The 16,275-nt window shown below is 59.7% G+C and carries 17 protein-coding genes and 1 tRNA gene; 17 read left to right on the forward strand and 1 reads right to left on the reverse strand.

The window, feature by feature from the left end; genetic code table 11:
* Positions 1-264: 264 nt before the first annotated feature.
* The 9 genes from glyA (at position 265) to NYR50_RS04075 (ending at position 9,554) form a co-directional block, all read left to right on the forward strand.
* The gene (gene glyA, locus NYR50_RS04035) at positions 265-1,554 is read left to right on the forward strand and encodes a serine hydroxymethyltransferase (RefSeq protein ID WP_174008200.1); all 1,290 of its coding nucleotides are present in this window, start codon (positions 265-267) and stop codon (positions 1,552-1,554) included.
* A gap of 13 nt (positions 1,555-1,567) precedes the next feature.
* Positions 1,568-2,047, forward strand: coding sequence for a transcriptional regulator NrdR (gene nrdR / locus NYR50_RS04040; RefSeq protein WP_006312828.1), 480 nt, complete (start codon positions 1,568-1,570; stop codon positions 2,045-2,047).
* A gap of 2 nt (positions 2,048-2,049) precedes the next feature.
* Positions 2,050-3,288: a bifunctional diaminohydroxyphosphoribosylaminopyrimidine deaminase/5-amino-6-(5-phosphoribosylamino)uracil reductase RibD gene (ribD, locus tag NYR50_RS04045; RefSeq protein ID WP_418136850.1), complete on the forward strand. Its 1,239-nt coding sequence runs from the start codon at positions 2,050-2,052 to the stop codon at positions 3,286-3,288.
* Positions 3,288-3,899 (forward strand): riboflavin synthase, encoded by a 612-nt coding sequence (locus NYR50_RS04050; RefSeq protein WP_418136851.1) that lies wholly within the window; start codon positions 3,288-3,290, stop codon positions 3,897-3,899. Before ribD ends, NYR50_RS04050 begins: the two co-directional genes overlap by 1 nt.
* Positions 3,900-4,193: 294 nt before the next feature.
* Positions 4,194-4,826: a LysE family translocator gene (locus NYR50_RS04055; RefSeq protein WP_418136852.1), complete on the forward strand. Its 633-nt coding sequence runs from the start codon at positions 4,194-4,196 to the stop codon at positions 4,824-4,826.
* Between the two features lie 176 nt (positions 4,827-5,002).
* On the forward strand, positions 5,003-5,449 hold the full coding sequence (locus NYR50_RS04060) for a 6,7-dimethyl-8-ribityllumazine synthase (protein WP_418136853.1): 447 nt from the start codon (positions 5,003-5,005) through the stop codon (positions 5,447-5,449).
* Positions 5,450-5,453: 4 nt separating this feature from the next.
* Positions 5,454-5,951 carry a transcription antitermination factor NusB gene (gene nusB, locus NYR50_RS04065; RefSeq protein ID WP_010971444.1) on the forward strand — a complete coding sequence of 166 codons (498 nt, stop codon included), beginning with the start codon at positions 5,454-5,456 and terminating at the stop codon, positions 5,949-5,951.
* Positions 5,952-5,973: 22 nt separating this feature from the next.
* On the forward strand, positions 5,974-7,197 hold the full coding sequence (locus NYR50_RS04070; RefSeq protein ID WP_418136854.1) for an MFS transporter: 1,224 nt from the start codon (positions 5,974-5,976) through the stop codon (positions 7,195-7,197).
* 218 nt (positions 7,198-7,415) lie between these two features.
* Entirely contained in the window at positions 7,416-9,554 is a 2,139-nt protein-coding gene (locus tag NYR50_RS04075; protein WP_418136855.1) for a sodium-translocating pyrophosphatase, read from the forward strand.
* A gap of 74 nt (positions 9,555-9,628) precedes the next feature.
* Here NYR50_RS04075 and NYR50_RS04080 read toward each other — a convergent pair whose 3' ends face one another.
* Positions 9,629-10,162, reverse strand: a complete 534-nt coding sequence (locus tag NYR50_RS04080) for an outer membrane protein assembly factor BamE (protein WP_006312820.1) — start codon at positions 10,160-10,162, stop codon at positions 9,629-9,631.
* A 271-nt stretch (positions 10,163-10,433) separates the two neighbouring features.
* Between NYR50_RS04080 and NYR50_RS04085 the strand changes: the two genes are divergently transcribed.
* The 8 genes from NYR50_RS04085 (at position 10,434) to NYR50_RS04120 (ending at position 16,099) form a co-directional block, all read left to right on the forward strand.
* Entirely contained in the window at positions 10,434-10,970 is a 537-nt protein-coding gene (locus NYR50_RS04085) for a ubiquinol-cytochrome C chaperone family protein (RefSeq protein WP_418136856.1), read from the forward strand.
* Positions 10,971-10,981: 11 nt separating this feature from the next.
* Positions 10,982-11,545, forward strand: a complete 564-nt coding sequence (locus tag NYR50_RS04090; RefSeq protein WP_418136857.1) for a YceD family protein — start codon at positions 10,982-10,984, stop codon at positions 11,543-11,545.
* A gap of 100 nt (positions 11,546-11,645) precedes the next feature.
* On the forward strand, positions 11,646-12,707 hold the full coding sequence (gene plsX / locus NYR50_RS04095) for a phosphate acyltransferase PlsX (protein WP_174008208.1): 1,062 nt from the start codon (positions 11,646-11,648) through the stop codon (positions 12,705-12,707).
* Between the two features lie 4 nt (positions 12,708-12,711).
* Positions 12,712-13,683 (forward strand): beta-ketoacyl-ACP synthase III, encoded by a 972-nt coding sequence (locus NYR50_RS04100; RefSeq protein WP_418136858.1) that lies wholly within the window; start codon positions 12,712-12,714, stop codon positions 13,681-13,683.
* Positions 13,684-13,926: 243 nt separating this feature from the next.
* Positions 13,927-14,265: an integration host factor subunit alpha gene (locus NYR50_RS04105; RefSeq protein ID WP_006312805.1), complete on the forward strand. Its 339-nt coding sequence runs from the start codon at positions 13,927-13,929 to the stop codon at positions 14,263-14,265.
* 274 nt (positions 14,266-14,539) lie between these two features.
* Positions 14,540-15,073 (forward strand): MerR family transcriptional regulator, encoded by a 534-nt coding sequence (locus NYR50_RS04110; protein ID WP_010971449.1) that lies wholly within the window; start codon positions 14,540-14,542, stop codon positions 15,071-15,073.
* An 85-nt stretch (positions 15,074-15,158) separates the two neighbouring features.
* Entirely contained in the window at positions 15,159-15,887 is a 729-nt protein-coding gene (locus tag NYR50_RS04115; RefSeq protein ID WP_418136859.1) for a nuclease, read from the forward strand.
* A 126-nt stretch (positions 15,888-16,013) separates the two neighbouring features.
* Positions 16,014-16,099: transfer RNA gene (locus tag NYR50_RS04120), tRNA-Leu, on the forward strand.
* Positions 16,100-16,275 lie beyond the last annotated feature (176 nt).

Consider the following 16,275-nt stretch of genomic DNA (forward strand, 5'->3'; position numbering starts at 1 on the left):
TTGTCCCGAGGATCTAATCACCTATCGTAAAATAGAAGCGTTGCAGATCCTCGGGACAAGCCCGAGGATGACGCGAGTGTGTGGCTTGGCCGCGCATCATCGAAGCGCCGCCTTTATTTTCCGTCGTATCCTGTTTTTCATAAAAACATCTGTCACTTTTCGCCGCAACGTCGCAGTTTGACGGGCAAATCTCGCTGCCCGTATTGCTCTTGTTCGGGCAGGGCGCTAAGACGCCATCGCATTACTGTTTCAGGAGCCTTCACCATGTCGAACACAGATGCTTTCTTCTCCCGTCCGCTTGCCGAAGTCGATCCGGATATTTTCGGCGCGATCGAGAAGGAACTGGGTCGCCAGCGCCACGAGATCGAACTGATCGCCTCGGAAAATATCGTTTCCCGCGCTGTGCTTGAAGCGCAGGGTTCGATCATGACCAACAAATATGCGGAAGGTTATCCGGGCAAGCGTTATTACGGCGGCTGCCAGTTCGTCGACATCGCTGAAGAGCTTGCCATCGAGCGCGCCAAGAAGCTGTTCGGCGTCAACTTCGCCAACGTCCAGCCGAACTCCGGTTCGCAGATGAACCAGGCCGTGTTCCTCGCGCTGCTGCAGCCGGGCGACACCTTCATGGGTCTCGATCTGAATTCGGGAGGCCACCTGACGCATGGTTCGCCAGTCAACATGTCCGGCAAATGGTTTAACGTCGTGTCCTACGGCGTGCGCGAAGGCGACAATCTGCTCGACATGGACGAGGTAGAGCGCAAGGCCAAAGAAACCCGGCCGAAGCTGATCCTTGCCGGCGGCACTGCCTATTCGCGCGTCTGGGACTGGAAGCGCTTCCGCGAGATCGCCGATGAAGTCGGCGCCTATCTTATGGTGGACATGGCTCACATCGCCGGTCTCGTCGCCGGTGGCCAGCATCCGTCGCCGTTCCCGCATTGCCATGTTGCCACCACCACGACGCACAAGTCGCTGCGCGGCCCGCGTGGCGGCATGATCCTCACCAATGACGAGGATCTGGCCAAGAAGTTCAACTCGGCCGTCTTCCCCGGCCTGCAGGGCGGCCCGCTGATGCACGTCATCGCCGCCAAGGCCGTTGCCTTCGGTGAAGCTTTGCAGCCGGAATTCAAGGACTATGCCGCACAGGTCGTCAAGAACGCCAAGGCGCTCGCTGAAACCCTGATCGAAGGCGGTCTGGATGTCGTCTCCGGCGGCACCGACAACCACCTGATGCTGGTCGACCTTCGCAAGAAGAACGCCACCGGCAAGCGCGCGGAAGCAGCCCTTGGCCGTGCCTACGTCACCTGCAACAAGAACGGCATTCCGTTCGACCCGGAAAAGCCCTTCGTCACCTCGGGTGTCCGTCTCGGCACGCCGGCCGGCACGACGCGCGGTTTCAAGGAAGCGGAATTCCGCGAAATCGGCAAGCTGATCGTCGAGGTTCTCGACGGCCTGAAGGTTGCCAATTCGGATGAAGGCAATGCCTCCGTCGAGGCCGCCGTGCGTGAAAAGGTCGTCGGCCTGACCGACCGTTTCCCGATGTATCCGTACATGTAAGGAAAGAAAAAAGATGCGCTGCCCATTTTGCGGTTCCGAAGACACACAGGTCAAGGACTCGCGTCCGGCGGAGGACAACACCTCCATCCGTCGGCGGCGCATCTGCCCGGATTGCGGCGGCCGCTTCACGACCTATGAGCGCGTGCAACTGCGCGAGCTGATGGTCATCAAGAAAAGCGGCCGCAAGCTGCCCTTCGACCGGGAAAAGCTGGTGCGGTCCTTCGAGATCGCGCTGCGTAAACGCCCGGTTGACCGCGACCGGATCGAGCGGGCCGTGTCAGGCATTGCTCGCCGCCTGGAAAGCTCCGGCGAGACGGAAATTCCCTCGGAAGAGATCGGCCTGCAGGTTCTCGAAGCGCTGAAAAGCCTCGATGACGTGGCCTTCGTGCGCTACGCCTCGGTCTATCGCGATTTCAGCCATGCCGAGGATTTCGAGAACGTGATTGCCGAAATCAACGCCAAGATCGCCCGCGATACGGACGCCGGAGTCTAGCCGTGACGAGCCGTGCCGATGACGAAAGGTTCATGGCCCGCGCCATCGAGGTTTCGCTTCGCCACCAGGGCCAGACGCTGACTAATCCCTCGGTTGGCTGTGTTCTCGTGAAAGACGGAAAAATCATTGCCGAAGCGGTGACCGCCATTGGCGGCCGGCCGCATGCCGAACGGCAGGCGCTGGAAATCGCCGGCGAGGCGGCGCGTGGCGCGACTGCCTATGTCACTCTCGAACCCTGTTCCCACTGGGGCAAAACCCCGCCCTGCGCCAACGCGCTGGTGGAATACGGCGTGGCGCGCGTTGTGGTGGCGGTGGACGATCCGGATGAGCGCGTTTCCGGCCGTGGTTATACGATTCTACGGGATGCGGGCATCGTCGTGGAAACCGGGCTGCTGCGTGCCGAGGGTAAGCGGGCGCTTGCCGGTTACCTCACACGGCAGATGAAAAAACGCCCGCATGTGATTCTGAAGCTTGCCATTTCTGCCGATGGCATGATTGGCCGGGAAGGCGAGGGGCAGGTGGCGATTACCGGTGCGGAGTCGCGTCGTGCTGTCCATGAACTGCGGGCGCGCTGCGATGGAATTCTCATCGGTATTCGTACCGCGATTGCGGATGATCCGGAGCTGACGGTGCGCATTGCCGGGATGGAGCAGCGCTCGCCGGTGCGCATCGTGCTGGATCGGCAGTTTGAGTTGCCGCTGATGTCGAAGCTGGTGCTGAGTGCGCGTGACGTTCCGGTGGTGGTTGCGGCGTTACCCCCCTCTGCCCTGCCGGGCATCTCCCCCTCAAGGGGAGAGATCGATGGAGCGCCCTCTAGCCCTGCATCAGGTGCCGGAGAGGCGAGATCGGAGTTAGCACGAGCGGCCAGCCCCTTGCCGATCTCCCCCCTTGAGGGGGAGATGCCCGGCAGGGCCGAGGGGGGTAACCGCGAGTCAAAGCGCCAACTCCTGACCGCCGCCGGCGTCGAAATCCTCGAAGCTACAACCCTCGAAAACCTCCTCCACATCCTCGCCGAAAGCGGCATGTCGGAACTTCTGGTCGAAGGCGGCGCCTTTGCCGCAAAATCATTCCTTGAAGCCGGGCTGGTGGATCGTATCATGCTGTTCGAAAGCCCTGTCGTGATCGGCGAAGGCGGCATTGAAACGCCGCTTCGCCGTGCCGATATCACGGGCGACTACGCTCTTGTCAGCGAGACAGCCTACGGGCCGGATCGCTGCTTCGATTATGAAAGGCCGATTTGATGTTTACCGGAATTGTCACCGATGTCGGAACCGTATCCGAGCTGGAAGCGCTGCCGGAGGGTGTCCGCCTGCGCGTGGCGACCAATTACGATCCGAAGACCATCGATATGGGCGCATCCATTTCCCATGGCGGCGTGTGCCTGACGGTGACGAAGCTGCCGGATGATGGCAGCAATGAGCGCTGGTACGAGGTCGAAGCCTGGGAAGAGGCGCTGCGCCTGACGACGATTGCCGGCTGGCAAAAGGGCACCCATGTCAATCTGGAGCGGGCGCTCAAGATCGGCGACGAACTTGGCGGCCACATTGTTTCCGGCCATGTCGATGGCAGGGCGGAAATCCTGTCGGTTGATCCGGAAGGTGAGGCGGTGCGCATCCGCCTGCGCGCGCCGGAGCATCTGGCGAAATTCGTTGCCCCCAAGGGCTCCGTGGCGCTCGACGGTACGTCGCTGACCGTCAATGCAGTTGAAGGCACCGATTTCGACGTGCTGCTGATCCGTCACACGCTTGCGGTCACCACCTGGGGTGAACGCCAGCCGGGTGATTTCGTCAATTTCGAGGTTGATACGATGGCCCGTTATGCCGCAAGGCTTGCGGAGTTTCCGTCTGCGTAAACCGACAAGGAACACGGCGGCTTATAATGCTCGCTGACGCCTCATCCACCCGTCATTCCGGCCATGAGCCGGAATCCAGCCAGCCCAAGTCCTTGGGCTGAAGAGAGTCTCTTCGCCGCGCAGACGCTCGTTGACTGGATACCGGCTCGAGGCCGGTATGACGGAGTAGAATGATCGGCATCGACGCTGACACACGTGCAATTGCTTCGCTTCCGGTCGAACAGGAAAGATTGTAAAGATGTCGTTCGGTCGTGTGAAATCGACTGCTGGCCGACGGGGTAGGGGAAATAAATCATGCCGTCTTTTGAACTACTGACAGCCTTTTTCATCACCACTGCCCTGTTTGCCTATATTCCCGGCCCGGCCATGCTTTATGCGGCGGCGCAGACCATGGCGCGTGGCCGGTTTGCCGGGTTAATGGCAGTGCTCGGCATCCATGTCGGCTGCTATTTTCACATTTTCGCGGCGGCTGCGGGCCTCTCGGTATTGTTTCAGGCGGTGCCGTGGCTTTACCTTGCAGTAAAGCTCTGCGGCGCGCTTTATCTCATCTGGCTAGGTTTCTCGATGCTGCGCAGCAAGATGGAAGGCGAGGCGGTCAATCTGACCATCGAGCCGAAATCGGCCCGCCGCGCCTTCATCGACAGCATCATCGTTGATGTGCTCAACCCGAAGACCGCGCTGTTCTTTCTGGCCTTCCTGCCGCAATTCGTCGATCCGGCGGCCGCCTTTCCGGTCTGGCTACAGTTCCTGATCCTCGGCATCGCCGTCAATTTCATTTTCTCCTCCGCCGATCTCGTCGGCGTGCTTCTCGCGGGCGCCATGGTCGGGCGTCTGAAAAGGTCCAGCGCCGTGCAGGCTCTCGCCCGACGTGCCGCCGGAACGGTGCTGATGGGGCTTGGTGTCCATCTGGCTTTCCAGAAAAGCTGATTTTTCAGCCTTGCCGCACAGACATTAAGCCTTGCAGCAGCCCGTGCAAACGGGTCATGCTGCGCGGGCAATGCATGAAAATACTTGCCAAGAACGGCCAGCCGTGGTTTGACCGCCGCAAATGCCGGTATGATCCGGCGTAAAGCTTTTCGGGAAAATCCCCCAGGAACCCTCACATGTCCAAACCCCATCTTCTTATCGTGGAAGCACGTTTTTATGACGATATGGCGGATGCCCTTCTCGAAGGCGCGAAGTTCGCGCTTGAGGAAACCGGCGCCACCTATGACGTCATCACCGTTCCCGGCGCGCTGGAAATCCCCGCCGCTATCGCCATGGCGCTCGATGGCGCCGACAATGACGGCACCGAATATGACGGTTTCGTTGCGCTCGGCATGGTCATTCGCGGCGAGACCTATCATTTCGATATCGTCTCCAACGAATCCTCCCGCGCCCTGATGGATCTCGCCGTTAGCGAATCGCTGCCGATCGGCAATGGCATCCTCACCGTCGAAAACGACGAGCAGGCCTGGGCGCGCGTGCGCCGCTCCGACAAGGACAAGGGCGGTTTTGCCGCCCGCGCGGCGCTCACCATGATCGAGCTGAAAAAGAAACTGGGTGGCTGAACGCATGTCGGATGTTGAAAACGGCGGCGAACCGCGCCAGCCTTCGGTAAAGCCCGCCAACCAGCGTGGCGCTGCCCGTCTTGCGGCCGTGCAGGCGCTGTACCAGATGGATGTCGGTGGAACCGGCGTGATGGAAGTCGTCGCCGAATATGAGGCGCACCGTCTTGGCCAGGAAGTCGATGGCGATACCTATCTGAAGGCCGATCCTTCGTGGTTCCGTTCGATCGTCTCTGGCGTCGTGCGCGATCAGACGAAGATCGACCCGCTGGTGCGCTCCGCCCTTCTGGAAGACTGGCCGCTCTCGCGTCTCGATGCCACCGTGCGCGCCATCCTGCGTGCCGGCACCTTCGAGATTCTCGAGCGCAAGGACGTACCGGTTGCCGTCATCGTCACCGAATATGTCGAAATCGCCCGCGCTTTCTTCGAACATGACGAGCCCAAGCTGGTGAATGCGGTGCTTGACCGCATTGCCAAGCAGGTGCGCGGCGAGGCAAAGCGCTAATAACAGGGCAGGTGAGGAAGAGATGAGCGCAGTTTCCGTCCCCGGACTAGAGGTTCAACTGGACGAGGCGAAGCGCAACGTCTTTCTTCTCACCATGGCGCAGGCGATCATGGGATCGGCCGCGCCCTTGAGCTTTTCGGTCGGCGCGCTCGCAGGGTATCAACTGCTCGGCGCCGACAAGTCACTGGCAACTGCGCCGCTTACCGGCTTCAATATCGGCGTGGCGCTTGGTGCGATCTGCGTTGCGGCCGCATCCCGTTTCCTTGGCCGCAAGGCCGGATTTATGGTCGGCGCGCTGATGTGCTCCATCGGCGGCGGCATCGCCTCTGTCGCGCTCTTCCGCTCGGATTTCTGGCTGTTTGCCGTCGGTCTGCTGCTGATCGGCATTTCCGGCGGCTTCACACAGAAAATCCGCTTTGCGGCGGCCGATGCATCGCCGTCCTTTTACAAGCCGAAAGCAATCTCGTGGATTTTGGCGGGCGGCATCATCTCCGCCATTGTCGGGCCGCAGCTTGCCATCTTCGGCAAGGATCTGCTTGCACCGGTCACCTTCGCCGGCGCGTTCATCGCACTGGTGCCGCTCGGTCTCGTCTCGATCGCCATTCTGTCATTTCTGAAATTGCCCGACCCGAAGGCCGCGTCCACCCATACGGAGGCGGTGAGGCCGCTTTCGGAAATCGTCCGCACCCAGCGTTTCGTCACCGGCATGATCTGCGGTATCGGCTCTTACGCCTTGATGACCTTCATGATGACCGGTGCGCCGCTTGCCATGGTGGTCGGCTGCGGTTTCCCGACCGAACTCGCGACGCTCGGCATCCAGTGGCACGTTCTGGCCATGTTCGCCCCGAGCTTCTTCACCGGCATGCTGATTTCCCGATTTGGTGCGGAAAAAATCGTGGCGGCTGGCCTCATCGTGCTGATGGCCTGCGCCATCGTCGCGCATATGGGCATAGAACTGTGGAATTTCTGGGCGGCGCTCATCCTTCTCGGTCTCGGCTGGAATTTCGGTTTTATCGGCGCAACCGCCATCATCACGTCAAGCTACCGCCCGCATGAGGCGGACAAGGTGCAGGGTTTCCACGATATCGTGCTGTTCGGCACGGTGGCGTTGTCGTCCTTTTCGTCCGGCAAGGTGTTTACGGCATGGGGTTGGTCGGTGATGAACCTCGTCATCTGGCCGGTTGCGGGCCTTTGCCTCGTGCTCGTCCTGTCGCTTCTGCTGAGGCAGCGCAGGAACGTCGAGTAAGGTCGCGCTCGTTCTCTACCCCTTTCATGTTTCAGGCAAATTTGTGGGCTTGACGCCGCACCTTTCGCCAACGCAATCTTGCCGCGCAGGTCGTTTTTCCTTGGGAGGGGAAGAATTGGCCAAGACAGGACCCGGCGTGCGTTTATCGCCCGGTCCTTGCACATGGTTCGCCACGCCGGGGAGGGAGTGAGACCCGGCCTTTTGGGAGGTAAGTGCGCATGACCGTAATACCCATAGTAATTTTATGCGGTGTCCTGTCCGTTGTTTACGCGGTATGGACCACCAAGAGTGTTCTCGATGCCGATCAGGGCAACGAGCGTATGCGTGAAATAGCTGGTTATATCCGTGAAGGCGCACAGGCTTATCTCACCCGTCAATATCTCACCATCGCCATCGTCGGACTGATCGTCGCCGTTCTCGCCTGGTATCTGCTGTCGGCCATCGCGGCCATCGGTTTCGTTATCGGCGCGGTATTGTCAGGCGTCGCCGGTTTCGTTGGCATGCATGTTTCCGTGCGCGCCAATCTGCGCACCGCACAGGCCGCATCTCATAGCCTTGGAGCCGGCCTCGATATCGCCTTCAAGTCGGGCGCCATTACCGGCATGCTGGTTGCCGGCCTCGCGCTGCTTGGCGTTTCAATCTATTATTTCGTTCTGACTTCCGTCCTTGGCCATCCGCCCGGATCACGCGCTGTTATCGACGCGCTGGTTTCGCTCGGTTTCGGCGCTTCGCTGATCTCCATCTTCGCCCGTCTCGGCGGCGGTATCTTCACCAAGGGGGCGGATGTCGGCGGCGATCTCGTCGGCAAGGTGGAAGCGGGCATTCCCGAGGATGATCCGCGCAATCCCGCAACCATTGCCGACAATGTCGGCGATAACGTCGGTGACTGCGCCGGTATGGCGGCCGACCTGTTCGAAACCTATGCTGTCTCCGTGGTCGCGACCATGGTCCTCGCCGCGATCTTCTTTGCGGGAACGCCGATTCTGGAAAGCGCCATGGTCTATCCGCTGGCGATCTGCGGCGCCTGCATCCTGACCTCGATTGCCGGTACCTTCTTCGTGAAACTTGGCACCAACAATTCCATCATGGGCGCGCTCTACAAGGGGCTCATCGCCACTGGCGTGTTCTCCGTCGCCGGCCTTGCCGTGGCAACCTATGCCACGGTCGGCTGGGGAACGATCGGCACGGTGGCCGGTATGGAGATCACCGGCACCAACCTCTTCTTCTGCGGATTGGTTGGCCTCGTCGTGACGGCGCTGATCGTCGTCATCACCGAATATTATACCGGCACCAACAAGCGGCCGGTCAACTCCATCGCCCAGGCATCGGTCACCGGCCACGGCACCAACGTCATCCAGGGCCTTGCTGTCTCGCTGGAATCGACGGCGCTGCCGGCCATCGTGATTGTCGGCGGTATCATCGGAACCTATCAGCTTGGCGGCCTGTTCGGCACCGGCATCGCCGTCACCGCGATGCTCGGGCTGGCGGGCATGATCGTCGCGCTCGACGCCTTCGGCCCGGTCACGGACAATGCCGGCGGCATTGCCGAAATGGCCGGCCTTGATCCCGATGTGCGCAAGGCGACCGATGCGCTGGATGCCGTCGGCAACACCACCAAGGCGGTGACCAAGGGATATGCCATCGGCTCGGCCGGTCTTGGTGCATTGGTGCTGTTTGCGGCCTATGCCAACGACCTGTCCTACTTCGCCGCCAATGGTGATATCTATCCTTACTTCAAGGACATTGGAGAAATCTCCTTCAGCCTCGCCAACCCTTACGTGGTTGCCGGTCTGCTGTTCGGCGGTCTCATCCCCTATCTCTTCGGCGGCATCGCCATGACGGCGGTGGGCAAGGCGGCAAGCGCCATCGTTGAGGAAGTCCGCCGCCAGTTCCGCGAAAAACCCGGCATCATGGCCGGCACGGAAAAGCCTGACTACGGCAGGGCCGTGGACCTGCTGACCAAGGCGGCGATCAGGGAAATGGTCATCCCGTCGCTTCTGCCGGTTCTGGCGCCTCTCGTGGTTTATTTCGGCGTTCTGCTGATCTCCGGCTCCAAGGCATCCGCCTTTGCCGCGCTGGGTGCATCCTTGCTGGGTGTCATCATCAACGGGCTGTTCGTGGCAATTTCCATGACATCGGGTGGTGGCGCCTGGGACAACGCCAAGAAGAGCTTCGAAGATGGCTTCATCGATAAGGACGGCGTGCGCCACGTCAAGGGTTCCGAGGCGCACAAGGCATCCGTAACGGGCGACACGGTCGGCGATCCCTACAAGGATACCGCGGGTCCGGCCGTCAACCCGGCCATCAAGATCACTAATATCGTGGCGCTGCTGCTGCTGGCGGTTCTTGCCCACTGAAGGCCAGCGTTTTGGACAAATGAAAAGGCCCGGGGAGCGATCCCGGGCCTTTGAATTTTTCGTTCCTGCTGAGGTCAGGGGGCGTTGTTGCCGCCCTGGCCGAGAATGCTCTTGGCGATATTGGCGCCCGAGGTGCCGCCGGAGAGCAGCTGCTGCAGGAAGGTGAGATCCTTGCCGCCGGTCGGCGTGGTGCGCGAAATCGAGTCGAAGACCTTGCCGTCCTGCAGCGTATAATTGGCCTTGCGCTCGATCACGCCGTCCTTGTTGAAATAGATCGCGAGAATGTTCTGCTCGACCAGCGACGGCTTCAGGAAGGCCGCGCGGCGCACGCGCTTCTGCGAGATGTAATAGAACACCTCGTTACCGAAAGTCGCAGTGGTGGAGGGCGTGCCCATGGTCAGGAGAACCTGTTCACGGCTCGAGCCTTCCGGGATCAGCTGCAGCGACTGATCGTCCATGACATAGCCGTTATGGAATACATCTGTCGTGCTGGTGCAGGCGGAAAGCAGGCCGGACGCGAGCACGATTGCGATGGCGGTTTTGCTCAGAATTTTGCCGTGACTTGCGGATTTCTGCTTGCTCAACTGCTTTTCCCCGACTGCGATCATGAATGGCACCTTCCGGCATTGCGTGGTGCACAGTGTCTGTGCACATGATTGTGTCAATCCGGGGACGGAAAATCCCGATCACCCCCCAAATTCAATGCTTTCCCGGCCTTTTGGAACTCCTCCGGTTCTCTTCGACTGTTTCAGCCAAAAGACGAACGTGACCGTGACAGCATTGCAATTCGTGGATGCTTCGGTAAACCAGCTTTGACGATCATGCAACAAGTGCGATGGGCGGTAAGCGCATTCACCCGTCCCCTTCGGAAAAAAAACGATGATATTCGGGCTGTTCAGACACAAAAACAACAACCGCACCATAGTCGACCGGCAATATGCGACCTTGACGGCGGCTGCCCGCACGCCCGCCTTTTATCTCGATCTAGGCGTTCCCGATACCGTCATGGGCCGTTTCGAGATGCTCTCGGTCATCATGATTCTCTATTTCCGTCGCACCAAATCATCAGGTGTCAGCGGGCAGGAAATCGCCCAGGAGATCGTCGATGCCTTTTTTCAGGATATCGATCATTCCATCCGAGAACTTGGTATCGGCGATCAGGGCGTGCCGAAACGCATGAAGAAATTCGCCGGCATGTTCTATGGGCGGCTCGAATCCTATGCGGCGGCACTGGATGCATCTGACCGCGCTGCTCTTGCTGCAGCGCTTCGGCGCAATATATATCCGCAGGTAGACGACGAGGCCCCCGAGATGGAGGGGCTGGCGGGCTGGATGATGGAAACATCCGATGCCCTTGCCGCCCAGTCCGAAGAGACGATAGCAACCGGAAGCCTGACGCTGCCCCTGCCTATATGATGAGGTTCACGATGAACGCGCGACACGCCGCAAATGACGACCTGCCTTTTTCCTATCCCGTCAAGGTAGGCCATATTTCCGCCAATCCGGTCAGGATTGGTCTCGAAGCCAGTGCTGAGGAGCTGAAGGCGCTGGCGAAATTCTGGGATGTGGTCTCCGTTGAATATCTGAAGGCGGAGCTGCAGGTTACCCGCTGGAAGAGGGATGGCATCAAGATCAAGGGCGAGGTGCATGCGGCGGTCACTCAATCCTGCGTCGTCACGCTGGAACCGGTTTCGAGCAGGATCGACGAGACCGTGGAACACATTTTCGTGCCGGAAGGATCGAAGCTGGCGCGGATGGTGACGAATGAAGAAGGCGAGATCGTACTCGATCCGGATGGCCCTGACATTCCCGACCAGTTCACCGGCGACAGCATCGATGTCGGTGCCGTGGTTGCCGAATTTGCGGCCCTTGCCATCGACCCTTATCCGCGCAAGCCGGACGTGGAATTTGCCGAAAAGGCTGAAAAAGAGACCGACGATGACAAGCCGCCATCGCCCTTTGCTGTGTTGAAAGATTGGAAAAAAGACTGAATGGCCCAGCCGGGCTGAAATAATTTTATTGTAACAAGAGCCGGAAAAGGTATTTTCGCGCGAAATCCGCTTGAGTGGCGGCAAGAAGGATAAGGGACGAGTGATCAGAATTGCAATTGACGTCATGGGTGGCGATTTCGGCCCAGATGTTGCCATACCCGGTGCCGCCAAGGCGCTTGAACGGCACAACGATGTAACTTTTCTGCTCTACGGGCAGAAGAGCAAATGCGACCCCATTCTGGCACAATATCCCGTCCTTCGGGAAAAGTCGGTCTTTCACGATTGTGAAGTCTCGGTCAGCATGGACGAAAAGCCGAGCCAGGCGCTGCGCCGTGGCCGCTACGTCTCCAGCATGTGGCGCGCCATCGAGGCCGTAAAGCTCGGTGAGGCGGATGTTGCGGTTTCCGCCGGCAATACCGGCGCGTTGATGGCCATGGCGAAATTCTGTTTGCGCACCATGGCGCGGGTGGAACGCCCGGCGATTGCCGGCATATGGCCAACGCTGAAGGGCGAAAGCATCGTGCTCGATGTTGGCGCCACCATCGGCGCCGATTCCCAGCAGCTTCTCGATTTCGCCCTGATGGGCGGCGCCATGGCGCGCGCACTTTTCGATATCGACCGTCCGACCGTCGGCCTGCTGAATGTCGGCGTCGAGGAGGTCAAGGGCCAGGAAGAGGTGCGTGAGGCCGGACGGCTGATCCGCGAGGCCGACCTCGGCACCATCGATTATCGCGGTTTCGTCGAAGGCGACGATATCGGCAAGGGCACAGTGGATGTCGTGGTGACCGAAGGTTTCACCGGCAATATCGCGCTGAAAGCCGCCGAAGGCACGGCGCGCCAGATCACCACGCTTCTGCGTGAGGCGATCTCCCGCAGCTTCTTCGCCAAGATCGGTTATATTCTCGCAAAAAGCGCCTTTGATGTGCTCAGGGAAAAGATGGACCCGCGCAAGGTCAACGGCGGCGTGTTTCTCGGCCTGAACGGCATCGTCATCAAGAGCCATGGCGGCACGGATGCCATCGGTTTTGCCTCCGCCGTCGATGTCGGTTACGACATGGTCCACAACGGCCTGACGGCAAAAATTGAAAATGATCTGAAAATTTACCACGCAAGACGGCTTCCGCCCCCGGCGCCCGAAGCTCTCGTGGCTGACGAGGAATAAGGGAATGATCCGCTCTATAGTCCGTGGTTTCGGGGCAGCGCTGCCGAAGCGTGTCATGACCAACAGTGAAATCGAAGGGGTCGTCGAGACCTCCGACGAATGGATCGTGCAGCGCACCGGCATCCGTCAGCGCTATATCGCCGGCGAAGGTGAAACCACCGCGTCTCTCGGCGAGGCGGCGGCGCGTGCAGCGCTCGACAATGCCGGTCTGACGCCCGACGATATCGACCTCATAATTCTGGCCACCTCGACCCCGGACAACACCTTTCCGGCAACCGCGGTGAACATCCAGAACCGTCTTGGCATGACCCACGGTTTCGCCTTCGACATGCAGGCCGTCTGCTCCGGCTTCGTTTACGCCGTGGCGACCGCCGATCTCTATATTCGCGGCGGAATGGCCAAGCGCGTGCTGGTAATCGGCGCCGAGACCTTCTCGCGCATTCTCGACTGGAAGGACCGCACCACCTGCGTTCTGTTCGGTGATGGCGCCGGTGCACTCGTTATCGAGGCCGGCGAAGGCGAGGGCACTTCAAGCGATCGCGGCATCCTGACGTCGCAGCTGCGCTCTGACGGTTCGCACAAGGAAAAGCTGTACGTCGATGGCGGACCGTCCACGACGGGCACGGTTGGCCATCTGCGCATGGAAGGCCGGGAAGTGTTCAAACATGCCGTCGGCATGATCACCGACGTCATCGAGCAGGCTTTCGAGGCGACGGGCACGACGGCGGACGATCTCGACTGGCTCGTTCCGCATCAGGCCAACAAGCGCATCATCGACGGATCGGCGAAGAAGCTCAATATCGATCCGGAAAAGGTCGTCATCACCGTCGACAAGCACGGCAATACCTCGGCCGCATCGATTCCGCTCGCGCTTGCCGTCGCGGCCAGCGACGGCCGTATCAAGAAGGGCGATCTGGTGATGCTGGAGGCCATGGGCGGCGGTTTCACCTGGGGTGCGGTGCTGCTGCGCTGGTAACCGCGCATTCCCGTCTCTGACGGGGTGCCGGCGCGAAATCGGTTATGTTTTTCGCGCTCACGCCCCGATCAGATGTGCCCAAGCGGCACCAGCCTGTGGCAAAACCGTACCGGCTGCTCTAAGCCCTTGCACTGATTGCCGAAAGCCTCAAATGAATCTGGAACAATCCCTTGACCGGTCGCCACAAGGGAAATAATCTCGGCGGCTCCTAGAGAAAAATTCAGACACGGTTTGTGGGGAAAAATGGCCGGGAAGACAGTGACACGCGCAGATCTTGCAGAATCTGTGTTTCGTAAAGTCGGGCTGTCCCGCACCGAATCCGCCGAACTGGTCGAAACGATCATCGACGAGATTTGTAACGCGATCACCCGCGGTGAGGTGGTCAAGCTTTCGTCCTTCGCCACTTTCCAGATCCGGGAAAAGAACGAGCGTATCGGCCGCAACCCGAAGACGGGTGAGGAGGTTCCGATTTCGCCGCGCCGTGTCATGACCTTCAAAGCTTCGAATGTGCTGAAACAGCGTATTCTCAAGGCCCATACGGCCCGCAAGGCCAAGCAGAAGGGCCAGAAGGCCGGGGTGTAAGCCGGACTTGAAGCCGCTGCGACACGCGCTTTTTGCCGTATCGCAAGCCTTTTTATCCATTCTTCCTGTGAACATACTTGAATTTCAACGTGCAAGCCGTTGAAATCCGGTCGACTCACATCATAATCAATTTTAGTGATTTGTATCTCGCCGCAATGGCGCCGGCGCGAAGGTCTGACGGACTTGCGCGTGGTATTTGACCGGTGAGTGTAAAGCGTTCTCGTTCAGTGTCCGGCCGGATGCATGGCGCCTCAGTTCGGATGGGAGTGGAAATTTGGACAAAAGCCCCGACGCGTTTCGGACGATCAGTGAAGTGGCGGATGAGCTGAACCTGCCGCAGCACGTGCTGCGTTTCTGGGAAACGCGCTTTCCGCAGATCAAGCCGATGAAACGGGGTGGGGGCCGCCGTTATTACCGCCCTGACGATATCGACCTTCTGAAGGGTATCCGCCACCTTCTTTATGACCATGGCTACACCATCAAGGGTGTGCAGAAGCTTCTGAAAACCAATGGCAACCGTTTCGTGGCGGCAATCGCGTCCGGCGATCTGGCAACCATGGAAGCCATCATGGCGGCGAGCGGTGAAAAGGAAGTCGCCGAACCGCGCGTCGTCGATCCGGACGGGGACGAGGTCGTTGGCCGTCCGAAGGCCAGGCCGAGCGGCCGCTTTTTCGGCTTCGGTGGCGGCAACAGCGATGCCGAAATATCGGTCGGCAAGTCGAGCATCGGCAAGGACGATCAGGCGCTGTTGCAGGAAGCCCTGTTCGATCTGCTCGAATGCAAGCGCCTGCTCGATCAGGTTCGCTGAGGCTTTATCCACAGCTGTTTTGAAATGCCAACCTTTCGGAAACTCCTTTGGCCGATAATGCGGCTCCGTTGAAAGGAGTCCGATCGTGAGCAACCGAAAATCGACAGCGCGACGCCGCACGGCGAAGAAATCGAGCGGCGGCAGCGTTTGGCCCTGGGTGCTGATGCTGGGCGTCGTTGCCGGCGGCATTCAGGCTTACGAATATCGCGACAGCCTTCTGCCGCAGCGGCATGCTGCGAAGGCGACATCGTCAGCCACAAATTCCCCGAAAGTCGCGACGGCCGCCAAACGCGATACCGTCACCACCGAGAAAGTGGCATCCATTCGCCCCGCATCACCCGTTCTGCCCGGCAATGGCCCTGTGCCGCCGCGTCCGATCGCCATGCCATCCGTCGCACAGCCAAGCCAGGTTGCCGCCATCCTGCCGGAAACGCGTCTATCGGTCGAAAAAATCTCTCTGGGCGAAAAAAGCGGTGCCTTTGCCTTCTGCGGTCGCTCCGGTCTTAATAACTGTGTCGCCGATGGCAATACGTTCTGGATGAAGGGCGTGAAGATGCAACTCGCCGGCATCGATGTTCCGCAGATCGACCGCGCTCGCTGCATGGAAGAGCGCCAGCGTGGTTTCATTGCAAAGGTCAGGCTTCGCGACATGCTGAATGCCGGCACCTTCGATGTGGCGTCCTCCAGCGATGCGGGTGGGCAAGCCACGGAACGCAAACGGCTTTCACGGTCGGGCGTCTCGTTTGCCGATCAACTCGTGCGGGAGGGGCTGGCGCATCCGGTCTCGGCAAAAAATCAGTCCTGGTGTGGCTAAGGCCCCGTTGACCGAAACCGCCCTGCCTGTGTAGATGAGGCTCCGTCGCGTTTGGGATCGGCCGTTTGGCCGGGCGCCCTGGGGATGACGGTTTTTTGCAGTGCCTTGGTCGCAAGGCGCGGCAATGCGGACGTGGCGAAATCGGTAGACGCAGCAGACTTAAAATCTGCCGACCATTGGTCTTGCGGGTTCAAGTCCCGCCGTCCGCACCACCTTACTTTATAGACGATGTGCGCCGTTCAACGCAGATGGAATCGGTTAGATCATAAAGGCGCAATTCATGTGTGTGCGTCGATTGACCTCATTCCTATTTGGTTCGCCTAAAAAATAAGCCTGCTCAAGTAATTAGCATTTTTCTCTGAAAATCACCCAAAAGAACCTCTTGACC

Origin of the sequence: Agrobacterium sp. El2ro-1b (assembly GCF_048298475.1) — a bacterium.
Classification (GTDB): Bacteria; Pseudomonadota; Alphaproteobacteria; order Rhizobiales; family Rhizobiaceae; genus Agrobacterium; species Agrobacterium fabrum.